The sequence below is a fragment of the Peribacillus frigoritolerans genome (assembly GCF_004358755.1).
In the GTDB taxonomy this organism is placed as follows: domain Bacteria; phylum Bacillota; class Bacilli; order Bacillales; family Bacillaceae; genus Bacillus_P.
Genome location: NZ_SMZY01000001.1, coordinates 1,164,556 through 1,189,482, shown reverse-complemented (window position 1 = coordinate 1,189,482; position 24,927 = coordinate 1,164,556). Strand labels below are relative to the sequence as shown.

General features: G+C 41.9%; 21 protein-coding genes. All 21 read right to left on the bottom strand.

Going from position 1 to position 24,927, the window contains the following annotated elements:
- Positions 1-101 precede the first annotated feature (101 nt).
- The 21 genes from E2R53_RS06155 to E2R53_RS06055 all read right to left on the bottom strand — a co-directional run bounded on the left by E2R53_RS06155 (position 102) and on the right by E2R53_RS06055 (position 24,784).
- On the bottom strand, positions 102-821 hold the full coding sequence (locus tag E2R53_RS06155) for a LutC/YkgG family protein (protein WP_133310863.1): 720 nt from the start codon (positions 819-821) through the stop codon (positions 102-104).
- On the bottom strand, positions 808-2,241 hold the full coding sequence (locus E2R53_RS06150; RefSeq protein ID WP_133310862.1) for a LutB/LldF family L-lactate oxidation iron-sulfur protein: 1,434 nt from the start codon (positions 2,239-2,241) through the stop codon (positions 808-810). Before E2R53_RS06150 ends, E2R53_RS06155 begins: the two co-directional genes overlap by 14 nt.
- Before the next feature lies 1 nt (position 2,242).
- Positions 2,243-2,965, bottom strand: coding sequence for a (Fe-S)-binding protein (locus E2R53_RS06145; protein WP_133310861.1), 723 nt, complete (start codon positions 2,963-2,965; stop codon positions 2,243-2,245).
- A 132-nt stretch (positions 2,966-3,097) separates the two neighbouring features.
- Positions 3,098-3,670, bottom strand: a complete 573-nt coding sequence (locus E2R53_RS06140; RefSeq protein ID WP_133310860.1) for a DJ-1/PfpI family protein — start codon at positions 3,668-3,670, stop codon at positions 3,098-3,100.
- Positions 3,671-3,940: 270 nt separating this feature from the next.
- Positions 3,941-5,722 (bottom strand): L-lactate permease, encoded by a 1,782-nt coding sequence (locus E2R53_RS06135; protein ID WP_133310859.1) that lies wholly within the window; start codon positions 5,720-5,722, stop codon positions 3,941-3,943.
- A gap of 249 nt (positions 5,723-5,971) precedes the next feature.
- Positions 5,972-6,739: an IclR family transcriptional regulator gene (locus E2R53_RS06130; RefSeq protein ID WP_133310858.1), complete on the bottom strand. Its 768-nt coding sequence runs from the start codon at positions 6,737-6,739 to the stop codon at positions 5,972-5,974.
- Positions 6,740-6,812: 73 nt separating this feature from the next.
- The gene (locus tag E2R53_RS06125; RefSeq protein WP_133310857.1) at positions 6,813-7,589 is read right to left on the bottom strand and encodes a fumarylacetoacetate hydrolase family protein; all 777 of its coding nucleotides are present in this window, start codon (positions 7,587-7,589) and stop codon (positions 6,813-6,815) included.
- Positions 7,590-7,602: 13 nt separating this feature from the next.
- Positions 7,603-8,790 carry an NAD(P)-dependent malic enzyme gene (locus tag E2R53_RS06120; protein WP_133310856.1) on the bottom strand — a complete coding sequence of 396 codons (1,188 nt, stop codon included), beginning with the start codon at positions 8,788-8,790 and terminating at the stop codon, positions 7,603-7,605.
- 30 nt (positions 8,791-8,820) lie between these two features.
- Positions 8,821-11,001: a malate synthase G gene (locus E2R53_RS06115; protein ID WP_133310855.1), complete on the bottom strand. Its 2,181-nt coding sequence runs from the start codon at positions 10,999-11,001 to the stop codon at positions 8,821-8,823.
- Between the two features lie 117 nt (positions 11,002-11,118).
- On the bottom strand, positions 11,119-12,573 hold the full coding sequence (locus E2R53_RS06110) for an FAD-binding oxidoreductase (RefSeq protein ID WP_133310854.1): 1,455 nt from the start codon (positions 12,571-12,573) through the stop codon (positions 11,119-11,121).
- The gene (locus E2R53_RS06105; protein WP_133310853.1) at positions 12,573-13,937 is read right to left on the bottom strand and encodes a (Fe-S)-binding protein; all 1,365 of its coding nucleotides are present in this window, start codon (positions 13,935-13,937) and stop codon (positions 12,573-12,575) included. Before E2R53_RS06105 ends, E2R53_RS06110 begins: the two co-directional genes overlap by 1 nt.
- Complete coding sequence (locus E2R53_RS06100) at positions 13,938-15,245, bottom strand: FAD-binding oxidoreductase (protein ID WP_286166090.1); 1,308 nt, start codon at positions 15,243-15,245, stop codon at positions 13,938-13,940.
- A gap of 60 nt (positions 15,246-15,305) precedes the next feature.
- Positions 15,306-15,998, bottom strand: coding sequence for a FadR/GntR family transcriptional regulator (locus tag E2R53_RS06095; RefSeq protein WP_133310852.1), 693 nt, complete (start codon positions 15,996-15,998; stop codon positions 15,306-15,308).
- A 164-nt stretch (positions 15,999-16,162) separates the two neighbouring features.
- The gene (locus tag E2R53_RS06090) at positions 16,163-17,185 is read right to left on the bottom strand and encodes a zinc-binding alcohol dehydrogenase family protein (protein WP_133310851.1); all 1,023 of its coding nucleotides are present in this window, start codon (positions 17,183-17,185) and stop codon (positions 16,163-16,165) included.
- 128 nt (positions 17,186-17,313) lie between these two features.
- Positions 17,314-18,399, bottom strand: coding sequence for a Gfo/Idh/MocA family protein (locus tag E2R53_RS06085; protein ID WP_133310850.1), 1,086 nt, complete (start codon positions 18,397-18,399; stop codon positions 17,314-17,316).
- Positions 18,386-19,300 (bottom strand): sugar phosphate isomerase/epimerase family protein, encoded by a 915-nt coding sequence (locus E2R53_RS06080; RefSeq protein ID WP_133310849.1) that lies wholly within the window; start codon positions 19,298-19,300, stop codon positions 18,386-18,388. The genes E2R53_RS06085 and E2R53_RS06080 overlap by 14 nt, the downstream gene beginning before the upstream one ends.
- A 9-nt stretch (positions 19,301-19,309) precedes the next feature.
- Positions 19,310-20,293 carry a Gfo/Idh/MocA family protein gene (locus tag E2R53_RS06075; RefSeq protein WP_133310848.1) on the bottom strand — a complete coding sequence of 328 codons (984 nt, stop codon included), beginning with the start codon at positions 20,291-20,293 and terminating at the stop codon, positions 19,310-19,312.
- Between the two features lie 16 nt (positions 20,294-20,309).
- Positions 20,310-21,137, bottom strand: coding sequence for a carbohydrate ABC transporter permease (locus tag E2R53_RS06070; RefSeq protein ID WP_133310847.1), 828 nt, complete (start codon positions 21,135-21,137; stop codon positions 20,310-20,312).
- A gap of 11 nt (positions 21,138-21,148) precedes the next feature.
- The gene (locus tag E2R53_RS06065) at positions 21,149-22,093 is read right to left on the bottom strand and encodes a carbohydrate ABC transporter permease (RefSeq protein ID WP_133310846.1); all 945 of its coding nucleotides are present in this window, start codon (positions 22,091-22,093) and stop codon (positions 21,149-21,151) included.
- A gap of 62 nt (positions 22,094-22,155) precedes the next feature.
- The gene (locus tag E2R53_RS06060) at positions 22,156-23,439 is read right to left on the bottom strand and encodes an ABC transporter substrate-binding protein (protein ID WP_133310845.1); all 1,284 of its coding nucleotides are present in this window, start codon (positions 23,437-23,439) and stop codon (positions 22,156-22,158) included.
- Positions 23,440-23,647: 208 nt separating this feature from the next.
- Positions 23,648-24,784 (bottom strand): GntR family transcriptional regulator, encoded by a 1,137-nt coding sequence (locus E2R53_RS06055; protein WP_133310844.1) that lies wholly within the window; start codon positions 24,782-24,784, stop codon positions 23,648-23,650.
- Positions 24,785-24,927 lie beyond the last annotated feature (143 nt).

The window sequence follows — 24,927 nt, the reverse complement described above, 5'->3', positions numbered from 1 at the left end:
TTACCTTTTCTCATAAACTTTTCCGCATATATGAAAGGATATAATTCAGTAAGCGCAAAACCCTGGCTGATACTTGAACAGCCAGGGTTTTTGGATTGAATTTATTTATCTTGAACAACAATATATGTGGCTTTGATTGGCCCGTGTACTCCAACAATCAGATTAAGCTCGATATCTGCACTGTTGCTTGGTCCAGTAATAAAGTCAACACATGATGATAAATGGCTGCCCTGTTTGATTTGATTGCTTATATGTAGTGCAGCTTGAGTCAATCGCGGTACGATCGTGCTTTTTGGGATGATGCAAAGGCAGGTTTTAGGAAGTAGATTTATGGACCTTCCTTTGTTTTTATCACTGAATACCACAACGGTTCCTGACTCAGCAAGGGTCATATCACTGAATATGATTCCGATATCGGCTCTTTCTGAGGCTTCAATATTTTTCTCTTTTAAATGGGGCGTCCATTCGTGAATATGTATGCCAGCCATTGGCCATGCTTTGGTTATTTCATTATCCAAACCAAATTCTTGAAAACGGTTGTCTTTAGCAATGACCGCTGATCTCACTTCATACTCGTCAAAAACATGCATCATTTTATCAGAAAGCTGAGCAGCAGTTGTTTCGATAAACTGTGTATGGATTAACAGGCACTGCTTTTTTAAAACTTCCGCCAGCTCATCAGCATCCGCATTTTTTAATACTTCCCATTGTGGAGTGATCGACCAGTTGGGTTTAGTCACTGCTTTTCTTCTGCCCCGGCCGAGTTTTGCAGCAACTGTTTCAAGAAATGGCTCTTGATTTTGTATGTTACCTTTTATCATTTCTGCTCTCCTCCCTTCCCTTCATCCAGTCTCTGAATCTCTCTTTACTTGGAGCAGGAAAGTCCCTTACATCAGTCCATGGCTTGATAGGGCCTGGTCCTTTTTTGATGCTGCCTGCACTTGTAAATGGCGACATCACCGCTGATGCTGATTTTGTTCCTGCCCCGTATAAATTTGGCGAGCTTGCAGCCAGCTGATAGCCTTTCATCGCAAGCTTTTCACCAAATGTTGATTTTCCTTCATCTTCAACAATTTTCCGGCGGTGCTTTATTAATAGTTCATGCAAAGGTATTTTCACAGGACAGGCATCTGTACACGCTGCACAGAGTGATGATGCATACGGAAGCTCTTTGTAATCTTCATAGCCTCCAAGCAATGGCGAAAGGACGGCACCAATTGGACCTGCATAAATTGATCCATAGGAATGACCTCCAATATGCCGATAAACTGGACATACATTTACACATGCTGCACACCGGATGCAATGAAGCGCGCTTTGAAACTCAGTGCCTATTATATTCGAACGTCCATTGTCTACGATAACGAGATGAAATTCTTCTGGACCGTCTGCATCCCCATCATCTTTTGGACCCGTTAATCCTGTGATATAGCTCGTTAACTTTTGTCCAACTGCGCTTCTGCACAGCAAGCTGACTAATACATCCAGCTCTTCCCAAGTTGGAACGATGCGCTCCATCCCCATCACCGTAATTTGGGTTTTCGGCAATGCTGTTACAAGGCCTGCATTTCCTTCATTCGTGACCAAACTGATTGAGCCGGATTCTGCTACTGCAAAATTGCATCCTGTGATTCCAAGATCTGCACTCAGAAAATCCTTGCGAAGCTGTTCCCTCGCAAATAAGGCGAGCTCTTCAGGCATTTCTGATTTGTCGTAGCCGCGTTTTTCTTTAAATGTGTCACGGATTTGTTCTTTGTTTTTATGGAGAGCAGGAACGACAATATGCGAAGGCGGATCATGGTCATCCAGCTGAAGGATATACTCCCCGAGATCTGTCTCAATCACTTCACAGCCTGCTTTTTCTAAAGCATCATTCAAATGAATTTCTTCTGTTACCATCGACTTTGATTTAACAACCTTTTTAGCTTGTTTCTGAATCGCAATCTCTGTTATGTATTTGTTGGCTTCTTCTTTTGTTGAGGCAAAAAAGACATGACCTCCCCGTTTTGATACATTTTCACTCAGCTGTTCCAAATAATAATCAAGATTTTCCATCGTATGTGTGCGGATTTCTTCCCCAAGTTTCCGCCACTCTTCCCAATTTCCCAGCTCTTCTGTTGCATGCAGGCGCCTTCCCTGCATTCGTTCTTGTGCAGAGGCAACAGCATTTCTCATGAACGGATTATTTACCCCTTTTTCAACCCTGTCGAAAAAAGCTTCATTTCCTATTTTCATTGGCATGTCATTTCACCCCGCTATTTAGCACTTCTGCAATATGCATCACTTTAATCGGAATCCCTTTGCGGTTGATTCTGCCGCCGATGTTCATCAGACAGCCGCAGTCTGCCCCTATTAAAAGTTCGGCATCCGTATCTTGAATATGCTTTAGCTTTTCGTCGACCATCTGCTCTGAAATCGGGACCATTTTAACAGAAAACGTTCCTCCGAATCCGCAGCAATCATGACTGTTTGGAAGAGGTGTTACGTTTAAACCGCTTACATTCCGGAGCAATCTCTCAGGTGCATCCTTGACCCCGAGCAGTCTCGTCATATGACAGGATTTATGATACGTCGCATGTGCATGCAGAGCTGCATTTACGTTATCAACTTTCAGTACTTCCAACAAAAATTGAGTAAGCTCATATGATTTTTCAGCAAGCTGATGAGCTTTTTCTCTCCAGTCAGGATCATTTGCAAACAGTTCCTCATATTCATGCAGCATAGCCACACAAGAACCTGATGGCCCTACAACATAATCAGATTGTTCAAATGTTTTGATCATATGTTTTGCCACTTCTCTCGTTTCTTTGTGATACCCGCTATTATAGGCAGGCTGACCGCAGCAGGTCTGGGATTTAGGAAAATCAACCTCACAGCCCAGCTTTTCAAGCAGTTCCACCGTGCTTTTCCCGACATTTGAATAAAAAACATCTGCTAAACAAGTGATAAACAGGGAAACTTTCATGAACTCTCCTCCTCTTATCGAAATATTCTTACTTTTATTATACACCATTTTTTAACCATATTTTTAGAGCCTCTGTATATGAACATAAAAAGACCGTGAGATTAAGTTCCCACAGTCTTATCATTCCTTTAATTAAACCCCTGTTTTCTGAGGAACATGAAGGACTTTAAAGAATTCTCTCATAAATCCCGGCAAATCAGGCCAGGCGTGCCCAGTGACCAGGTTTCCATCTACGTGAAGCATTTCTTCAATATATGTTGCACCTGCTGCTTCAACTTCAGGTCTGCATGCACTGTACGCCGTGACTTCACGTCCTTTTAAATATTCCCGGACAGTTGTCAGGACAAGCTGTCCATGGCAGATAACACCCAAGGGCTTATCCTCTTTTAAAAAATGAGCAGCAATTTCCTGAACTTTTGAATTCATGCGAATATACTCAGGTGCTCGTCCTCCGGGAATAATCAGTCCGTCAAAATCAGCAGGATCAATTTCATCAACAGATGCATGTGAATCAATTTTATAGCCTAACTTCTCTGTAAATGTATCCATTTCCGGGAGAAAATCATGAACAACTGTCTGCAGTTTCTTCTTTACAGGGGAAGCAATCGTACACGAAATATTTTCTTCCAGACATCGGTAATAAGGATAAAATACCTCCAGGGCTTCAACGGCATCTCCAGTCAGAATCAGAACATTTTTACTCATTTTTTCTACCTTCCTTCATTATGATTTCAAAGCAGGGTACGTGAGTTTGTTCTTTGGTGAGATGACTTCAGTAATGTAAAATAATTCTAAGACTAGTATAGCATTGGGTGCTATTCATTTTTTCATTACAGTTTTTTTACAATTTCTTTCAATCTTTTGTCTGAACCGATTTTAATGAGGCTGTCAGCTGCTGTCTTTATTAAAGGCTGGAAGAGCCTAATTAAATTTGAAAAAACTGCCTGTACAACAGGCAGCTTACTCAAAAACAATTTATAATTTCATGCTCTTATCGCTGCTCACAATCATTTCGGATCGCTTCTGGTTAGTCGCGACAATATATATGGCTGCCATCGCAATCGCAACGGCAATATAGGAACCAAGGTTGAAGATCCCTTTTTGCGAATACCAAACGATGGAATATCCGACTGCTCCTGATAATAAGGCATAATAAGTGAATGGAAATAATGTTTTCCGAATAACAAGGCCTTCTTTACCGAAAAGGCCAACCACTGCTGATGCCGCAACGACATTATGAACACAAATCATGTTTCCTGCAGCTCCGCCAACAGCTTGAAGGGCTACAATCCATGTAGGATCTACGCCGATTTGAGTGCCGACATCATATTGAAATAAACTGAACATCATGTTGCTGACCGTGTTGCTTCCTGCGATAAAGGCTCCGATTCCGCCGATAAAAGTAGCGAAGAATGGCCAGAACTCTCCGGCAATGGCTGCTGCTCCGTTAGCGAGTTCAATTGGCATGGCGTCAAAGCCCGCTGCTCCGCCTTTTGAATTTGTGAAGACTTGAACCATCGGAACCGTAAAGATAAGGGCTGTAGATGCAGCTAATGTTGTTTTAGCTGATTGAGACCAGGCAGATTTGTATGCGCTACCATTCATTCCGTGAAGGAAGAACGTAATGAGTGATACTAAGATAAAGATGGTTCCCGGTAAATAAAGGGGCTGAAAGCTTGCGCTTACTTCTGAGCCAAACATGTTCGGAAATGATACAACCCATGATTGAAGCCAGTCTATGACAGGAAGCGCTTTCAATCTTGATATCACTAAAAATGCTCCAACCAGAATATACGGTGCCCACGCCTTAAGCATACTCATATTTCCGCTCTTATGAGTGATATCTTTTATTTCAAGTGAACCCGTCCACTCTGGATCCCATTTTGACTTTTCTTCAAAATCCCATGCTTCTTCTTTTGGCGGCATCAGGAATCCTTTTTTAGCTGCGAAAACTACGATTGCAAGTCCTGCTAACCCGCCGACCATGGACGGAAATTCCGGTCCTAAAGTATTTGCAACAATCACATACGGAATGGTCATAGCAAAGGCAGAAAATAAGGCGAATTTCCAAACCTTCAATCCCTCAGAAAATGATTTGTTTTTTCCGAAATATCTTGTCATCAATGCGACTACAAACAGCGGAATAAGCGTTCCGGCAATCATATGTAATATCGCAACCTGGCCTCCAATTTCTGTGACAAGTGCAAGAAAATCATCTGTAATGCCTGCATCTGCGGATAAACCTGTTTGCACGCCTACAAGCATCGGCGTTCCCACTGCCCCAAATGAAACAGGAGTACTTTGAATCACCATCCCGGCAATTACAGCAGCCATAGCCGGGAATCCAAGTCCGACCATCAGCGGTACAGCAACTGCTGCCGGTGTTCCAAAGCCTGATGCTCCTTCGATAAATGAGCCGAACAGCCAGGCGATGATAATAACCTGAATGCGTCTGTCTACAGAAATATCTGTAAAGCCCTGGCGAATGGTTTTAATTCCGCCGCTCTCCTGCAATGTGTTTAACAAAAGAATCGCCCCGAAAATAATGTACAGCAGCGTGGCTGCAACTACTAACCCATTGACAGATGCAGCTGCAACAGTTGTTCCAGGCACTTTCCATACAAACAGCGAAAGTCCGATCGCGGTTAGATACGAAATTGGCATGGCTTTGCTGGCTGGCCACCTGAGACCTACCAAGAAGATACCAACAACTAAAATCGGAAGCAGTGATAAAAACCCTAACATCCCCGTACTCACAAACAATTCCCCCTTTTTGTTTCGTAATGCGCAACATCATTTCTGTTTGTTTCCAATGAAGAAACATGTTATACAACAATAGTTAATATTGTTGTATAACACGAGGTGCCTCAAATTAATTATACAAACTATGATTGTAATTTCAACAATATTTAGAAAATTTAATTTCTTATTTTTCTCCAAAAAAAATTTGTCCGGTATACCTTTAGAAAAGTGAACTCCGAACAAATTTTACCATTGAAGCTTATTCTATTTTTCAAATCCAAGTCTTAAGGATATTTGCCTGCCTATATTTCGCATGCGGGACTGAAGATGTTCCAGTCTTTCTTCTGTCATGCGAATCGTTGGGCCAGAAATACTCACAGCTGCAATAGCATTACCCATATGATCAAAAATAGGCACGGCGATGCATGTAATTCCATTTTCATTCTCTTCCAGGTCAAGAGCATAGCCTTTTTGCCTGACTGTATTCAGCTCCAGGAGGAAGTCTTCTTTATTCGTAATCGTTTTGTCAGTATGCATCGGGAGGCCTTTTCGCTCCAGAATCTCCAATACCACGCTTGACGGAAGATAAGCTAGTATGGCTTTTCCAACTGATGTACAGTGCATGGGGGCACGCTTGCCCACCTTTGAATGCATTCGCAGCGTTTCACTGCCGTCCAGCTTTTCTATATACACTACTTCACCCTGATCATACACAACTAAATGGATAACTTCGTTTGTTTCATTTTCAAGTTCCTGTAAATACATTCTCGCTTCAGCTCTTAAATCTATGGATTCAAGCAGCTTTGAACTGATTTCCAGGAATTTATAGCCAAGCTTGTACTTTCCCGTCTCAGCATCCTGTTCTATATAGCCGTATTGCACAAGTGTAGACAAAATCCTGTAAACGGAGCTTTTATTAATGTCGATTTGATTCGCTATTTCGGTGACCCCAAGTCCGCCTTTTTTTAAACTTACGAGCGTGATGATATCCAGTGCCCGGCTGACGGACTTCACCATATTTTCTCGATCCAACCCTCTCACCTCTGGTGCATATTGACTTTAACTCTAGTATATCATGCCTGATACCGGGTAAAGAAAGGATCCTCTAGCTTTTTACGCTCTCTCTAGCTTCAGCGAATGAATTCCTTAGAATGCCGATTTCTTTGATTTCGCATTCGATGACATCACCTGTATTTACTAATTCTGCCCCAACAGGACTTCCTGTTAAAATGACGTCCCCTTCCCGCAGAGTCATGACGCTGGTTAAATAGGAAATCATTTTTCGAATTGGAATAATCATAAGATCGGTCGGGCTATCCTGCTTCAAAGCTCCGTTTAATCTCGCTTCCACATTCACATTGAACGGATCAAGCTCTGTTTCAATGACTGGTCCAAGAGGTGTGAATGTATCAAATGATTTGCCGATTGTCCAGTGTCCGTCCCCGTGGAAAAAGACAGGAGCTGTTACATCATTTCCTATTGTGTAGCCAAACACATAATCCAGAACCTCTGATTCAGGGACGTTTTTCGCCTCTTTCCCTATGATAATGGCAAGCTCTGACTCAAATTTCACCTGTTTTGCGCCGGCAGGAATGACAATATTTTCTTCAGGACCAATAACGGATGAGGTCGGCTTGAAGAAAAACACCGGAATTTCAGGGAGCACCTCAGGTATATCCACCTTATTTGAGACGTAGTTTGCGCCAATTCCGATTATCTGATTTGGCAGTATAGGTGCAAGCAGCTGAACCTGCTCTTTTTGAAAAGAACGGCCTGTATACTCCCAGTCTTTAAAGATATCACCTTTTATTTCTTTGATTTCAGAGTCTTTTAAAACTCCGCTATAGACAGCTGACTGATCTTTAAATCGGACAAATTTCATGGCTGTACCCCTTTCAAAACGTAGTTTTACGTGCAGCTCCTGATCTGACGGCTGCTTGTGCAACAGCTTCTGATACAGCTGCAGCGACTCTTTTATCAAACGCATGCGGAATGACATACTCATATTCAAGCTCTGATGGTGTAATTAAATCAGCAATGGCATAAACAGCAGCCATTTTCATTTCCTCATTGATTTCAGTCGCATGCACTTGCAGGGCTCCTTTAAAAATCCCTGGAAAGGCCAGGACATTATTGACTTGATTAGGCAAATCCGATCTTCCCGTTCCCACAATTACTGCTCCAGCAGCTTTTGCGGCTTCGGGCATGATTTCCGGATCTGGATTTGCCATGGCAAAAATAATCGCATCCTTATTCATTTCTTGAACCATTTCACCAGAAACAGCTCCTGCAGCGGAAACGCCAATAAAAACATCTGCTTCCCTTAAAGCGTCATCAAGCGTCCCTTGAAATAAGCTTTTATTTGTCAGCTCTGAGATCAATTCCTTCATCGGATTCATGCCGGCTGTTCGTCCTTTGTAAATCGATCCTTTTGTATCGCACATGATGACATTTTCTGCTCCCATTTCAAGGAGGAGCTTCGTAATCGCAATCCCGGCAGCCCCGGCGCCATTTATGACGATTTTCACATTTTTAAGTCGTTTACCGACCATCTTTAATGCATTTATCAGGCCCGCGGCTGTTACAATGGCTGTACCGTGCTGATCATCGTGAAAAACAGGGATGTTCATTTCCCGTTTTAATCGTTCTTCAACGATAAAGCAATTTGGTGCTGAAATATCCTCTAAATTTACGCCGCCAAAAGTCGGTTCCAGTGCTTTCACAATTGCAATAATCTCTTCAGGATCATTTGTATTCAGACAAAGCGGAAAAGCATCAATGTCGGCAAAGGCTTTAAACAAAGCGGCTTTTCCTTCCATTACAGGCATAGAAGCAGAGGCTCCTATATTGCCTAAGCCTAATACTGCGGAGCCGTCTGAAATGACGGCAACCAAATTGCCTTTCATCGTATAATCGTATATCTTTTCAGGGTTTTGATGGATTTCTCTGCAAGGCTCTGCCACCCCTGGGGAATAAACCAGACTTAAATCATGCGAATTTTCTACAGAAACTTTAACCGTAACACTTAATTTCCCATGTGAACGCTTGTGAAGGTCCAGCGATTTTTCCCGAAGGTGCTGCATTGCCTCATCTCCTTAAAATAAATGATTAGATTATTGCTTAACTGCAAATTTAGCTTTAGCTTCCAAGCGGCGGCGGTGCAGGATTGGTTCTGTGTAGCCATTTGGCTGATCATAGCCTTCAAAAACAAGATCGCATGCAGCTCGGAAAGCAACCGAATTTTCATAATTAGGAGCCATTGGCATATAAAGCGGATCCCCTTCATTCTGTTTGTCTACCACTTTTGCCATTCGTTCAAGCGTTTCTTTTACCTGCTCTTTTGTGCAGATGCCGTGGTGCAGCCAGTTTGCAAGATGCTGACTTGAGATTCTGAGCGTAGCGCGGTCTTCCATCAAACCGACATTATAGTAATCCGGCACTTTAGAGCAGCCGACACCCTGCTCGACCCACCGCACAACATATCCAAGAATTCCTTGTGCATTGTTATCAAGCTCCTGCTGAATTTCTTCCTTGCTCCAATTCGCATTTTCAGCAGCAGGAATGATGAGAATGTCGTCTCTTAAATCCTTCACTTCTTTTTTTAGCTGATTTTGGACTTCTGTTACATCTACCTGGTGATAGTGCAGTGCATGAAGTGTTGCTGCTGTTGGCGAAGGAACCCAAGCTGTGTTTGCTCCTGCTTTTAGATGGCCAGATTTTTGTTTAAGCATCTCAGCCATCATGTCCGGCATAGCCCACATGCCTTTGCCGATTTGCGCACGGCCCTGGAAGCCGCTTTCGAGGCCTGCATAAACATTTGATTTTTCGTAGCCCAAAAGCCAAGGCGAAGATTTCATCTCATTTTTAGGAATCATCGGACCCGCTTCCATAGAAGTATGAATTTCATCACCGGTACGGTCCAGGAATCCTGTATTAATGAATGCGATCCGGTCTTTTACTTCACGTATTGCTGCTTTTAAGTTTAGAGACGTACGTCTTTCTTCATCCATTACCCCGATTTTAATGGTATTGCGTTCAAGCCCAAGCAAATCTTCGACTCTATTAAACAGATTGTTTGCAAAGGCAACTTCTTTGGATCCGTGCATTTTCGGTTTAACGATATAGACAGATCCTTTTGAAGAGTTTTGATATTGTCCGGTTCCGAGCAAGGAATGTTTTGCAAGCAGTGCAGTCATCACACAATCCAGGATGCCTTCCCTGATTTCCTCTCCGTTTTCATCAAGAATGGCATTGTTTGTCATCAGGTGTCCCACATTTCGCACAAACATCAGCGATCTTCCAGAGAGAGTAAATTCTTCACCATTAACGCTTGTATACGTTCGGTCAGGGTTCAGGGTACGTGTCATTGTCTGCTTGCCTTTTTTGAATGTAGACGCAAGATTTCCTGTCATTAAGCCTAGCCAATTGCGGTACACGATCACTTTGTCTTCCGCATCTACAGCTGTAACAGAATCTTCGCAATCCATAATAGTTGTCAGCGCTGCTTCAAGCAGAATATCTTTCACGCCTGCTAAATCTGTTTTGCCGATTGAATGGCTTCGGTCGATTTGAATTTCAAAGTGAAGCCCGTTGTTTTTAAGAAGGATGGCAGCCGGCGAATCTGCATCTCCCTGGTATCCAGCCAATTTTTCATTGTCTTTAAGACCTGTTTTTTGACCGCTGCTTAATGTGACCGATAACGCTCCATCAACAATCGCATATTCTGCTGCATCTTTATGGGATGCATCTTTTAGAGGCACTGTTTCGTCAAGAAAATTTCGCGCAAATTCAATGACTTTTTCTCCGCGGACAGGGTTATATGAGCCTTCGCGGCGGGCACCGTCCTCTTCACTGATGGCATCTGTCCCGTATAAGGCATCATATAAGCTTCCCCAGCGCGCATTTGCCGCATTGATCGCATAGCGCGCATTATTGACCGGCACGACTAATTGAGGACCAGCCTGAACAGCAATTTCATCATCAACATTTTGAGTTGTAATCTTAAAATCCTCTGCTTTTGGCTCTAAGTATCCAATTTCATGTAAAAACGCTTTATAAGCTTCAAAATCAAATGTTCCGCTGTTTTCCCTGTGCCATGAATTGATTTTGCTCTGAATTTCATCGCGGACTACCAGCAGTTCTTTGTTTTGAGGAGTCAATTCCTTAACAATGGCTTCAAAACCTGACCAGAATGCCTCCTGATCTAAACCTGTCTGCGGGAGTGCTTCTGAATTAATAAATTGATAGAGTACGTCTGCTACTTGAAGATTACCTGATCGAATATAGCCTTTCATCGTTCGTTCCTCCTTGTGTTTGTTATTACAAAACGTTGTTTTTCTTTTTGTTAAAAAAATAATAGCATGAAAATCAAAGCGTTTACAATCATTTTCAGAACATTTTACCAATTTAATTTACAGGCCTGCTGCTTTCATTTCTTTTTTTACTTCAGCACAGCGTCCTGGACTCGGAAATAATTTACCTGCATTTAATAGATTATCAGGGTTAAAGACTTCCCTGACTTTTGTCTGTGCTGAAATTTCTTCTTCCGTAAAGACAAACCGCATTTCTTCTCTCTTTTCAATACCTACCCCATGTTCACCTGTAATCGTTCCGCCAACTTTGGCACAAACCTGCAGACATGCGCTGCCGGCTTTTAAAGCCGCCTCAGTCTGACCCGGAATTCTTGAATCGAACAAGACAAGCGGATGCAGATTGCCGTCTCCAGCATGAAAGATATTGGCTATTCGGAGACCTGATTCTTTACTGATCTGATTGATTTTTTCAAGGACTTCGGGCAGTCTGCTCCGCGGAATGACTCCATCCTGTACAAGATAATCAGGTGAAATTGCTCCCATTGCTCCAAAGCCTGTCTTTCTGTTTGCCCACCATCTTGCACGCTCTGCTTCACTTTCAGCAGCCTTTACCCCACGGACATTCCATTTCGTACATACCTCTAGAATTTGAGTGATCTGTTCATCGATGCCTGCAGAAATGCCGTCTACTTCTATTAATAAGACAGCTTCAATGTCTTTTGGATGTCCTACGGGAAAAGCTGCCGCCTCTACGCCTTCAATTGCAGTTTTATCCATCATTTCAAGAGCTGCAGGGACAATGCCAGCTGAAATAATGTCTGAAACAGCGCCGCTGCCGTCTGACACACTATCAAAGTAAGCAAGGACAGTCTGCTTAGACTCAGGGTTTTTCAAGATTCTTACGGTGATCTTTGTGACGATTCCAAGCGTTCCCTCTGAACCGGTTATTAAACCAAGCAGGTCGTATCCCGGCGAATCTGGAATACCATTTTTACCAATTTCAATGATCTCGCCATTAGGCAGGACAACCTCCAGACCAAGGATATGGTTTGTTGTTACGCCATATTTGAGGCAATGGGCGCCGCCTGCATTTTCAGCAACGTTTCCCCCTATGGTACAGCAATATTGGCTTGATGGATCCGGCGCATAGTAATACCCTTTATCTGCAATGGAGTTGGTTAATTTAAGATTGACGAATCCGGGTTCAACGACAGCCCGCCTATTTTCAAGATCTACACTGATCAGTCTTTTCATTTTTACCAGACTGATAATGACTTCGCCGTTAATAGGAATGGCGCCTCCGCTTAAGCCTGTTCCCGCGCCTCTTGCAAGGAATGGCAGCTGATTTTCTGAACAATATTTGACGAGTGCTGCGACTTCTTCTGTATTTTTCGGAAAAACAACCGCTCTTGGCAAATGCTTATGAATTGTAAATCCGTCACAATCATAGGCTATTAAATCTTCTTTATGATAGAGAATATTTGATGGACCGCCTGTCAGTTTTGCAAGACTATGAATATGTTTATCTTTCGTTTTAAGTCTTTTAACAGCCATTAAAGCTCCTCCTTTCCTTTCTCCTCCATTTGATAGGCCCAATCAAGGAGCTGGACCGTATGAACAACCTTTTGATTTCTGCCGTATTTTTGTACACCCATAGCCATTTGGAGCATACAGCCTGGATTCCCCATTGAGATCATCTCAACGTCATCCGGAACATTTTCCATTTTACTTTCAAGTACAGCGTCTGCCATTTCAGGGTTTGTTATGTTGTATATTCCTGCACTTCCGCAGCATCTGTCAGCATTAGGCATATGGACCATTTCCACGCCTGGAATATCAAGTAAGATATCTCGCGGCTCCTGGCGCACACCCTGTCCATGTGCTAAGTGGCATGCATCATGATAGGTAATTCTAGTGTTCAATTCAGCTTTAGGTTTTTCATAGCCGGTATCATGGAGGTATTTTGAAACATCGACTACTTTTGCCGCAAATTCTTCTGCTCTTTCATGCCATTCTGTATCTACCTCTCTGAACAATTCACCATACTCCTTCAGCATGCATCCGCATCCTGCTGCATTAACAATGACTTTATCAGAATCTTTAAATGCCTCAATATTCTGTTTTGCAAGCCTGCGGCCTGTATCTCTGTCGCCTGCATGAACATGAAGGGCTCCGCAGCATGTCTGATTTTGCGGAATGGTCACGTCATTTCCGTTCTTCGTTAATACATTTATTGTGGATTCATTAATATCACTGAACATAACGTCCATAACACAGCCTGTCAGGAAGGCTACTCCAGTCTTTGCCGCACCCTGTGCAGGTATGACCGTTTGATTTTTGTACTTTTGGCGCACGGGCTGCTTGATCTCCGGCATAATGGCTTCCATTTCAGCCAGGTGCTTTGGCATGACCTTCAGCATCCCGGTTTTTCTCACCGCTTTTTGCATTCCGCTTTTTTGATAAAATTTAAGCAGGCTACCGACAGTATTCAATCGATTTTGATGAGGAAACAGTCCTTTTAAGAAAAATTTGCTTACAGTTCCTTTAACTCCGGTTAAAGGCATTGCCTGTCGGATCTGGCCACGGGCTTCTTCAATGAGACCGCCGACATCCACATCTGCAGGACATGCTGTCGTGCAGGCGCGGCAATCAAGGCAGGCGAAAACCGGATCCATGAATTGTTCATTCACCTGAAGCTTTCCATCTGCGACTGATTTGATCAAATGCACCCGGCCTCGCGGGGAATGCTGCTCCTGTCCTGTTATCTCATAAGTTGGACAGGACTCCAGACACATGCCGCAGTGGACGCAATCTGCCCATTTGCTCTCATCCGGATGATCCTTCCATAAATAATTGCTGAGACTTGTTTCCTTGCATGCAGGGGATGCCTGCTTTAAGTCACTTTCTCTTTTGCTCACTTATATCCCTCCCAGGTAACGTTTGTTATTCAGGATTGATTTCGGATCAATTGCTGCTTTAATCCCTTGAATCAGAAAGAAATAAGATGGCTTTTCTCCCCATACTTCCGTTTTGTGCCTTAAGGCATATGGCAGGTGCTTGATGATTGTATACCCGCCCAATCTAACCGTGATTTGCTGAATACGTTCAATTGCATTCATTACGTCATTGCTGCTTCCCCTCAGAGTGACTTGACATAAACCGTGTCCTAATCCTCCATGAGCTTCAATCAACACCGACTTATGCATACCGGCACATTCCTTCACAATTTTGAAAACATCCAGATTTTTTACGCCGATTTTCAAGGCAGCTTCAGTAACTGAACCAGGCTTTGAGCTGACCCCGCTTGGTGCTGTCTTATAAAACGAATCCCAGAATAATTCTGCTTCCGCTTGAGGCAGCAGAGAAAACAGTGTACCATCCGGCACGATGCTTTTGATAAATTCTTCTTGATAGCGGACTGAGGGTTCAAAATCCTCAAAACTGATTGCAAGCGTATACATTTCTTTGTGTGTTAAACGATTAGATAAGGCCGGACTCAAAAGTTCTAACGCGATTGGCTCCATCATGGAATCCAGCAGATTTATAACGAACAGACTCATTTCTTCCTGCATTTCAATAGGAAAAGATAAAAGAATTAGGCTTTCATATTTAGGAATGGGTCTAAGCTTTAACGTGATTTCTGTCACAACGCCAAGTGTGCCCATTGATCCTATAAAAAGCTTATTCATATCATAGCCGGCAACGTTTTTTACAACTTTCCCCCCTGAGCGAATGATCTGACCGTCAGGATAAACGATTCTAAGTCCAATCACTGAATCTCTTGAAGATCCGTAACCAAGCCGTTTGGGACCGCTTTCATTAGATGCGATAATTCCTCCGATCGTCGAATACTCTGGCCAAGACGGATCAAGTGAAACCTTTTGCCGGTGCTTTGCTAAATAATCCTGAAGCTCTTTAAACGTTGTTCCTGCTTTGACGGTTACTGTCATATCCCCGGGAGTATGCTCTGTTATTCCGGTGTAATGAGCCAGGGACAACTGGATATCTGCATATTCTGTTAATCCTCCAAATCCGCGCTTTGTCCCGCCGCCGATTATGGAAACTTTTTTGCCATTTTGATCAGCAAATTTAAGAACTTGTGTGATTTCTTCTTCTGTAGTCGGGAAAACAGTCATTTCGCCATTATTTCCAAGCAAGTGATTTGTCTGCCCCTCCGTTTTTACTTTTTCTTCAGGGAAAAGTGAGATTAATTCTGTCAGGATCAAAACTCCACCTCCATATGTTTTGTAATACCAAACACTGTTTTGTTTTATATTCAAAAAAATTCAGCTATTCTGCTTAAGACTCTTGTGAAGAATGGATTCTACGAACGTTAAATGCTGCAGCATATATTCGTTTGATTGATTAGGTGTACCGGAAGAAATGCTTTCGAAGATGCGCTCATGGTGTTCTGCAATGGTTTCTAACGCCTCTGTATCACGTTTGATAAACTGGTGAAAATCAATCATTGCATGTTTAATCGTGGTGGATATGACTTGTACAAACTGAATCAGAAGTGCATTGCCGGTTGCTTTGGCAATCGATAAGTGAAACTGATAATCATCTTCCCAGGGGGCATCAGTATGGGTTGATAAGATCATTTTCATTCGCTTAAGATCGTTTTCGGAGCGATTGCATGCAGCCATTTCAGCCATGCCTGTTTCAACGATTTTTCTTACTTGAAAAAGCTCGGTAATATCTTTTGCATTCGGGAGCATGACAGCATGGCTGAAAATTTTTCTTGAATCAAACTTACTGACATACGTGCCCTCACCCTGTTTCACTATTACAAGACCTTTTCCTTTTAAAACTGTAATGGCATCGCGGACGGCTGATCGTCCTGCTCCAAACATCTCGCAAAGCTCTCTTACAGAAGGAAGCTTTTCGCCACCAGGAAACGAGCTGTCCAAAATCATCTTCTCAATCTGCTCGCTGATCGTATCTGAAACTTTCTTTGTTGAAATCTTTTCTATTAGCACTAATTCACAGCCTTTCTTTTCAGACATCACATATCTGACAAGTGATCTGTTATAGTTTCATTTAAACATGATGAACTTCATTTTTCAAATCATTTTCGAAATTTATTAAATAATTCTGAAAATAAAACAAAAATAGCGGCGATCAGACCGCTAAATCTTTGTTTCTATTTAAATTGTTCCAGCACAATTTTCCCGATCGTTTTTCCGCTTTCTAATGATTGATGCGCTTTCTTAATATTCTCGGCATTGATCGGTGATAGAGTTTGATTTATGGTTGTTTTTAAAACACCATCATCTATCAGGGCGCTGATTTTGTTCAGCAGAATCTGCTGTTCTTGCATGTCGTCTGTTTGATACATGGCTCTTGTGAACATAAATTCCCAGACGAATGTGACACTCTTGCTTTTTAACACATTCAAATCAAGAGGTTCCTTGTTTTCAACGATTGAACAAATTTTGCCCTGAGGCTTAATCACTTCGCTCATGCCATTCCAGTGCTGATCTGTGTTATTCAGACAAAAGATATAGTCGACTTCTGTTATTTGCCGTTTTTCAAGCTCTTCTTTCAAAGATTTATGATGGTTTATGATATGATCCGCGCCATACTTCTCTGCCCATTCTATCGTTTCAGGACGTGATGCTGTTGCAATCACGTTCAGCCCTGCCCATTTAGCAAGCTGAATCGCAATAGATCCCACTCCTCCTGCTCCGCCGATGATCAAAATCTGATTTCTTTTGTTTCGCTCTTTGTCAGCAGGATCAATCTTTAATCGATCGAAAAGCCCTTCATATGCTGTAATCGCCGTCAGCGGAAAAGCAGCTGCTTCTGCATGAGTTAGGGTTTTAGGCTTTTTCCCAACAATTCTTTCATCTACCAGATGATATTCGCTGTAAGTACCTTGCCTCGTGATGCTGCCGGCATAAAACACTTCATCGCCAGGTTTAAAATCGGTACAATTCTCACCGGTTTCCACCACTGTGCCGCTTGCATCCCAGCCAAGAATTTTTGGCTCATCCTCTATTTTTTCTTTAGGTGCACGAACTTTTGTATCAACAGGATTAATGGAAATGGCTTTTACTTTGACCAGCAGATCTTTTCCTGCAGCCGCTGGTTTTTTCATTTCAATGTCGAGCAAGCTTTCTTCATGTTCAATTGGCAAGTATTTATGCAGTCCGATTGCTTTCATAAATAATTCCTCCCTATCTTATTCTATTATTAAGTATGGGGAGAATAATCGAATAAATCAATTAAATCAACTTGGATAAAATAAAAAAAAACGCCTAAAATCATAGGCGTTTCAGCAAACTGATTTACTCAAACAAATACCGGAACCTTAATATCTACTTCTTTACCAAGCGCAGAGGAACGGAGCACCCCGTCAATAATCGCCTGATTAAGTAAGATTTGCTCTGCAGGGATTGGAGCTGGACGATTTTCTTTTATGGCCGCCACAAAATCTCTAACTTTTTCATGGAAAATATCAATTTTATGATCGATGACGGGAACCTGTGTTTCTGAATGCTGTCCGACAATATCGTGAAAGAGAGAAATACTTCCAATTCCGCCGTCCCAGACTCCGCTCCAAGGTCCTTGTCCTGCAGGAGTCAGCTTAAGTCCTGCGTCTGTTCCGAGAAAAATGGTAGGTCCTAAGGAATCCATGTGCATTGCCCATGAAATTTTAAAATTAAGCACCTTTCCCCCTTCTAATCGAACTATCGCCACTCCAAAGTCTTCTACTTCAAATCTGGCTGCTTCATGATGATACAGAGGATTCTTTCCAAAATGACTGGATGTGTAGGCTGAAACTGTTAATGGCTTAGGGTAATTCAGTGCATTTAAAGCCAAGTCCAGGGAATAACAGCCAATATCCGCCATTGCTCCAGCTCCTGCCAACTCTTTATTTATGAATGTTCCGCCTGGCATCCCCCTTCTTCTGCCGCCTCCTGTCTGGATATAATAGACATCGCCAAGCTGTCCGGATTGAACAATTTCTTTGATCGTTTTCATATTAGGATCATATCTTGGCTGAAATCCGACCGTCAGCATTTTTCCTGTGCGGCGTGATGTCTCAACCATTTCAACCGCTTGTTCTAAAGTAACTGCCAGCGGTTTTTCAACTAGTACATGTTTATCTGCAAGCAATGAATCAATACTGGTTCTGTGATGTGTAACATTTGGCGTACAGACACTAACACCATCTAAATCAAGTTCAAGCAATTCCAAATGACTGTCGAATGCCTGGGCATCATGGATTCCCAGCTGTTCGATAAATTCCTTTGCTTTTCCGGGAATGACGTCTGCGACCGCAGCAATCGTGACATCCTTCATTTGCAGATAGGCTTTAGCATGTACTGCAGCAATTCCTCCGCTTCCAATAATTCCAATTTTAATGTTTGACATCCGCAATTCCTCCTGATTTCTTATTATGAAAAACCGACTGTAGAAAATCTTTAGCACGCTTAATGCCTTCTTGTTCAGAAGAAAGTGAGCCCCAATAATGATGATCCTCAAGTTCTATGCTGATTGGACCTTTATACCCGAGCGCATCTAATCTGACAGCAACCTTTCTCCAGTCAACCTCCCCATGACCCGGTATCGTATAACGCCATGCTCCTTCGGAAAAGTCATACTTAGAATCGAATACGCCGGGCAAATGGCCTAAATCATATTGTTCCTCTTTAAGCAGCGCTGTATCTTTTCCATGACAGTAAAGAATTTTTTCACCAAACTCATCAAGAAACCGAAGATAATCAATGCCAAGTCTCACTAAATGAGAGGGATCATAATTGACACCGAAATGCTTGGACGGCACCTCACCAAACATATATCTGAGCACCTCCGGAGTCGTTCCAAGAGTTGGATACGCAGGTGCAGGACCAGGCCAGCCTTCAAGTGCCAGAAAAAGATTGTTTTTCTCGGCAAGCCCGACCACCTCAGGAAATGTTTCTTTCCATATTTCTAAGCTTCTTTTTTTAGGGATCAGGCTGTTTTCCGGCACAAGACACATGAAAATCACCTTGCCTCCCAATGCTGAAACTTGTTCAAACTGTTCCTTTAAAGATAAAACTGCATTCCAGCGTTTCCCCTCATCCTCACTTAAAAGATCCGTGTTCCCAACACACCCTTTTCCATCAATCGAACCAATATCTATTTGATAGTTTGCTAATATCTTTTTAACTGACTCGTCCAGGCTGGGAAGGTCAAGTATCTTAATCCCATTTTCATTCGCCCATTTTGCTGTGTATTCAATTCCTTCTTTTCCGAAATACGGGGGTATCCTCATGCCGATTTTATTGTTCATATTTATCCCTCACACTTCCTTAGAATGATAGTCTATTTGTGATTTCTCACTGGCACCTTCATAAATGGCTTTTGTAAAATCCAAAACCTGAACAGCAAATTCGCCGGGAACTTGAACCTCTTCTTTTCCAGTAATGGCCCTGATGAAGCTTTTATCAGTGTTTGTTTTCGCAGCTTCAATACTTTGTATTTCGGGTGCTTCCCCGTTTCTGACTAATGAAACCTGTCCATTCTCGAAGAAAATGGCTCCTTGATCGCCCAAAAATGAATATGTTTCAAGCCAGCATGGTGACATTCCAGCAATCGTGATCGTTCCCATCACGTTATGTGTGTATTTGACTGTTGTAAAGGAATCAATATCTACTTCTGTTCCTCTCTGATTAATAAATGATTTTGTTTCAACCGGTGTAAGTCCAGTAATCCATAGAATAGAATCTAAGATATGACTGCCTGAATCAAACAGCATTCCGCCGCCTGACAGAGCTGGGTTCTGTCTCCATGTACCGGCTGACAAGTAAATCCAATCCTGATAAAGAGATGCATTTACACTAGTAAGTATGCCGATTTGATTTTCTTCGATCAGCTTTTTCATATGAAGAAACTCAGGCTGATAATGACGCTGGTACGAGATTTGCAGCACGCATTTTCTCTCTTTTGATAGTTCAATCAATTCTTCCGCTTCAAAGGCAGAACATACCATTGGCTTCTCAAGCAATACGTGACAGCCTTTTAAAAGAGCAGCTTTGGCATGCTTGTAATGAAGCGTATGCGGAGAGCAAATAATCACTCCTTCTACTTCAGATCGATTCAGCATTTCTTCAAAATCATCAAACTCCAAAGCTTCAAGCTCATGAGTTTGAAGGAAACTGCGTCTGCTTTCAGGATTCGGGTCGGCAATTGCTGTGACGATGACATTCTCTAATTCTTTTAGATGTGAGGCATGGTAATGGGCAATTCCTCCAGTGCCTATAAAACCAATTCTGATCTTTTCCACGCGGATTCATCTCCTGTCATCCTTTTATACCGCTGAACGTAATGCCTTTAATAAACGTTTTTTGCAGGAAGAAGAATAAGATAATGATAGGAAGCGTCATTAATGTGGAGACTGCCATCATCAATCCCCATTCCGTTCCTCTTTGGCTCTGGAATTGCTGCAGGCCTAAGGAAAGTGTGTAGGACGTTTCGTCAGTAAGATAAAGCAGCGGTCCTAAAAAGTCGGTCCAGCTTCCCATAAATTGAAACAGACCTACTGCAAGCACTGCCGGTTTTGCAAGCGGAAGCATAATCTGCCAGTATATGCGAAATTCTCCTGCTCCATCAATTCTCGCTGCATCCATCAGCGTATCAGGCAATCCCAGAAAGAATTGCCGCAGTAAAAAGATGTAGAAAGGTACTCCAAAAAAAACAGGGACAATCAGCGGGAGAGGGCTGCCAACCCAGCCGAGTTTTTCAAACAGAATGAACAGGGGAATCATCGTAACTTGTCCAGGAATCATCATGACGGCAATGGTCACTATGAATAAAGCATTGCTCCCTTTAAATTTTAATTTCGCAAATCCGTATGCTACCAAAGGGCAAGTGAGAACGGCACCAATTGTGCTGAACACGGTAATCACAACTGTATTTTTCAAATAGCTGAAAAAAGGAATATATTCTACAGCCTCCTGATAATTGCTCCATTTAAAAGGGGTTGGGATCCATTCAGGAGGAAACGAAAAAATTTGCGTTTGATCTTTTAACGAAGTAGACAGCATCCAGAAAAACGGAACTAAAAAGAGAATCGAAATCAGAATCAGAAATGCATGGGCAAAAATACGTTTTGAAGTTTTTGTTTTCATCGTATCCCTCCTTATTTTCCTTGATAATGAACCCACCTTTTAGATGTTGAAAAGATAACGGCTGTTAAGATCATAATGATGGCAAAGAGAATCCAAGCCATTGCTGAGGCATAGCCCATTTTGAAGAATTTGAATCCATTGTCATATAAATACATGACATAAAACGTTAAGGAATTTGCTGGAGTACCCTGTCCGCCAGTAAGCGCGTACGGCAATGCAAACTGCTGGAATGCGCCAATGACACCCATTACGAGGTTAAAAAAGATAACAGGAGTTAACAATGGCAAGGTAATATGTATTGTTTTCTGCAGCCAATTTGCCCCGTCCACTTCAGCAGCATCATAGTAATCTTCAGATATATCCGTAAGTCCTGCCAGATAGATAACAACTGCCTGTCCTATGCCCCAAAGTGACATTATAACGATAGAAGGCTTGGACCAGGTTTCACTTCCTAACCATGCGGGACCTTGAATTCCCAGAAGATCCAGCATTCCATTGACTAAACCAAACTGCGGGTTTAAGAGCCACATCCAAAGTACGGCAAGTGCAACCTGAGGCACTAATGTCGGCAAGAAAAAAATGGTGCGGTAAACTGTCATTCCTTTTACCTTTAAGTTCAAGATCATCGCGAGACATACACCAAATATGATGCTGAGCGGAACATAAAAGACTGCGAAATAGATGGTATTTGATACAGACTTCCAAAAAAGATCATCACTCATCAGCTCTTTATAATTCTGCATTCCCACAAACTCTCCGGGCTGAAGGATGCTATATGTCGTGAAACTGAAATAGATGGATGAAATTAATGGAAAAGCATAAAAAATAATAAGTCCAATTATCCAAGGTGATACAAATAGTAAACCGTATAAGGAAGATTTGTTTCTCCATACTTTCTTTTTTGTGACAGGAACCTCTTTTATTGTGGCTGAGTTCTTTATAACTGGCTGCTGCATGAAAACATACCTCCTTTAGTTTTGTTTCAGGGATTCCCCAATTGGAGAATCCCGTTGCAGCCCTACTTTAAAGATTTCTCTACTTTTTCATTCACTTTTTTCAGAAGTTCCTCCGGGGTTCCGTTGCCTCTAGTAGCATTTTCAACAGCACTTGCCAGTTCATTCCAATATAAGCTTCCCTGTGTCATAACAGGTCTGTGATTGCTTGAAGGCAAGATCTCAACAAATTCTTTAAGAATCGGATCATCCTTGTACCCTAATTCCTCATTTACAGAATCGATAATTGAAAAGTCTTTAGCAATTCCGCTGAAGATTTTTTGTCCTTCTTCTCCGCTGAAAAACTTAAGAAATTCCCATGCTGCTTCTTTTTCTTTCGCACCTTTAGGAATGACAACAGACCAGCCGCCAGACCAGGTTGAGTAGTTATCTCCTGTAGGCGTCGGGATAGGGAAAACGCCATACTCTAAATCCGGCTTGAATTTATTGATGGCAGACACAGTCCAAGGACCGCTTATTTTCATGCTGATTTGTTCTGTTAAGAATGGATCCATTGCACCAGTGCCTTGAGAATTTGTGAAAGCTGTAATGTCCTCGATATTGTATTTTTTAGCGTAATCTGCGATCCACTTTAAAGCTTCAACATTTTTAGGATCATCAGCAGTTACTTCCTGTGTGTCAGGATTATAAAAATCTCCTCCAAATGCCCAGCCCCAGCCGTAAAACCAGCCTTGGTCAAGCCATGGAATAAAGCCGATCTGAGAGAATCTTTTTCCTTTTTTAATCGTTAATTTTTCTGCTGCTTCTTCAAGTTCTGCAATGGTCTTAGGAGGGTTTTCTGGATCGAGTCCAGCTTTTTCGAAATGTTTTTTGTTGTAATAAACTAAGCGGGAATCTGTCGTTGTGGGTAAACCGTAAAGTTTATCTTCGAAGGTTGCTTCCTCCCATGCAAATGGGTAGAAATTTTCTTTAGAAATCTTATCTTTCTTGGCGAGATCACTTAAATCTTCAAGCGAGCCTTGTGCGGCCCAAGAAGCAATCTCGAATCTGTCAAAGTACGCGACATCTGGAGGGTTTCCGCCAGCAATGGATGAAAGCAGTTTTTCATTTGAGCCTTCACCTTGATTTGCAATATAAACCGATTTCACTTTGATATCAGGATTTTCTTTTTCAAAAGCTTTTACAACTTCTTTAACCGCATCACCAGTAATATCTGTCATTGGATGCCAAAAAGTGATTGTCGTCTTGCCATCAGCACTTTCCTTGGTTGATGCTGAATCAGAACTGCAGCCGGACAAAAGGAGTAAAAATGAAACAGCTATTAAAAAAATACTTTTCAAATGCCTCATGAAAAATCCCCCTTTATTCTTTTAATGGAAAAACGATTCTTATAACAAATCCTCCTTTCTTAAAAATAAATAAAGCGCTTTCAAATAATATAATGACATGTCATGTTGTTATGTTTTATAGTTACTATATTAATAGCTTTTGAAATTATAAGTCAATATATTTTTCAGAATATTTAAAAATAAATAAAAAAGGCCTGATTACTCAGACCTATTTCATAGCAAGAGCTTTAGTTGTCACGCCTTCGACGATCGTGTGCGGAATAAATATCTGCTGAACAGCAAAGTCTGAATCCAGCATTTTTTCTTTAAGAAGATTCACTGCTTTTATAGCGATACTCTGTTCATCCTGTTTAATATGAGTAAACTGAGTTCTGGAATTCTGAGGAGAATCAAAACAAACGACAGACACTTCATCTGGAATCCGTCTTCCAAGCCTCGATAAACCTGCAGCTACTTGTTCTCCGATAGAATGTTCACAGGCTACTATGGCTGTTATACTGCGATGCCTGTCCAGGAAATTGTCTAATATCATGGTGTCCTTTTGAAAAACCTGAGAATCCGTCATTTCGTGCAATGGCATGCTGTTTTTAATTTCAGCCAGGATATAGTCCCTATTCAGCTTCACGCCGTGTTCAGAATGGGCAATATGAAAACCCATCACTCTCTCCTCAATAGCTGTCGTTCCCTCTGAAGGCGGAGAAATGAACCCGATTTCTCTGTGTCCCATTTCAAATAAATGATTCGTTAACTCTGCCGCTGCTTTTCGGTGATCCGTACATACAAAAGAGGCAGGTATCCCTTTAATGAATCGATCAATCAAAACAACGGGGAAATTCTTAGAAACCAGTTCAAGAAGTTTATTATTTACATGCTCTCCGTGAACCGGAAAGACAATCAATCCTTCTGCCCCCATATCAAGAAAATCATTTACGGCCTGTTCCTCAATTTCTTTCTTTCCGTAGCTGAGTTTCAAGAGAATCGTAAACCCAAGTTCGCTGCACCTCTTTTCAATTCCCTTTACAAGCCCCATTCCATAGCTTTCATCAAAACTCGGCAGAATAAATCCGATTATATGACGTTTTAACCGTTCCGGCTTTGCTGCTAGAGCAGATCCATTTGCGGCATCTGGATGAATAACAAATGAACCCTTCCCCTGAATTCTTTCAATATAGTTTTCTTCAGAGAGAAGATCTAATGCTTTTTTAGTGGTTATACGGCTGACTTGGAATTGATCTGCAAGCTCTTTTTCAGAAGGAACCTTATCGCCCAGCTTTAATTTTCCGCTCTGAATTTGGTTTAACAGTAAATTATATACTTTCAGGTAAAGAGGATTAAAAGTTGTCATAGCGTCACCTTTCAACGGTTGATATATTCAATATAACAACTATTACTCCACGAGAAAAGCATTTTGTAAGAAAACTAGGAATATTCATACTTTATTTATATAGATTTATAATGTCTATTAAATAGAAAAACCTCAACAATACA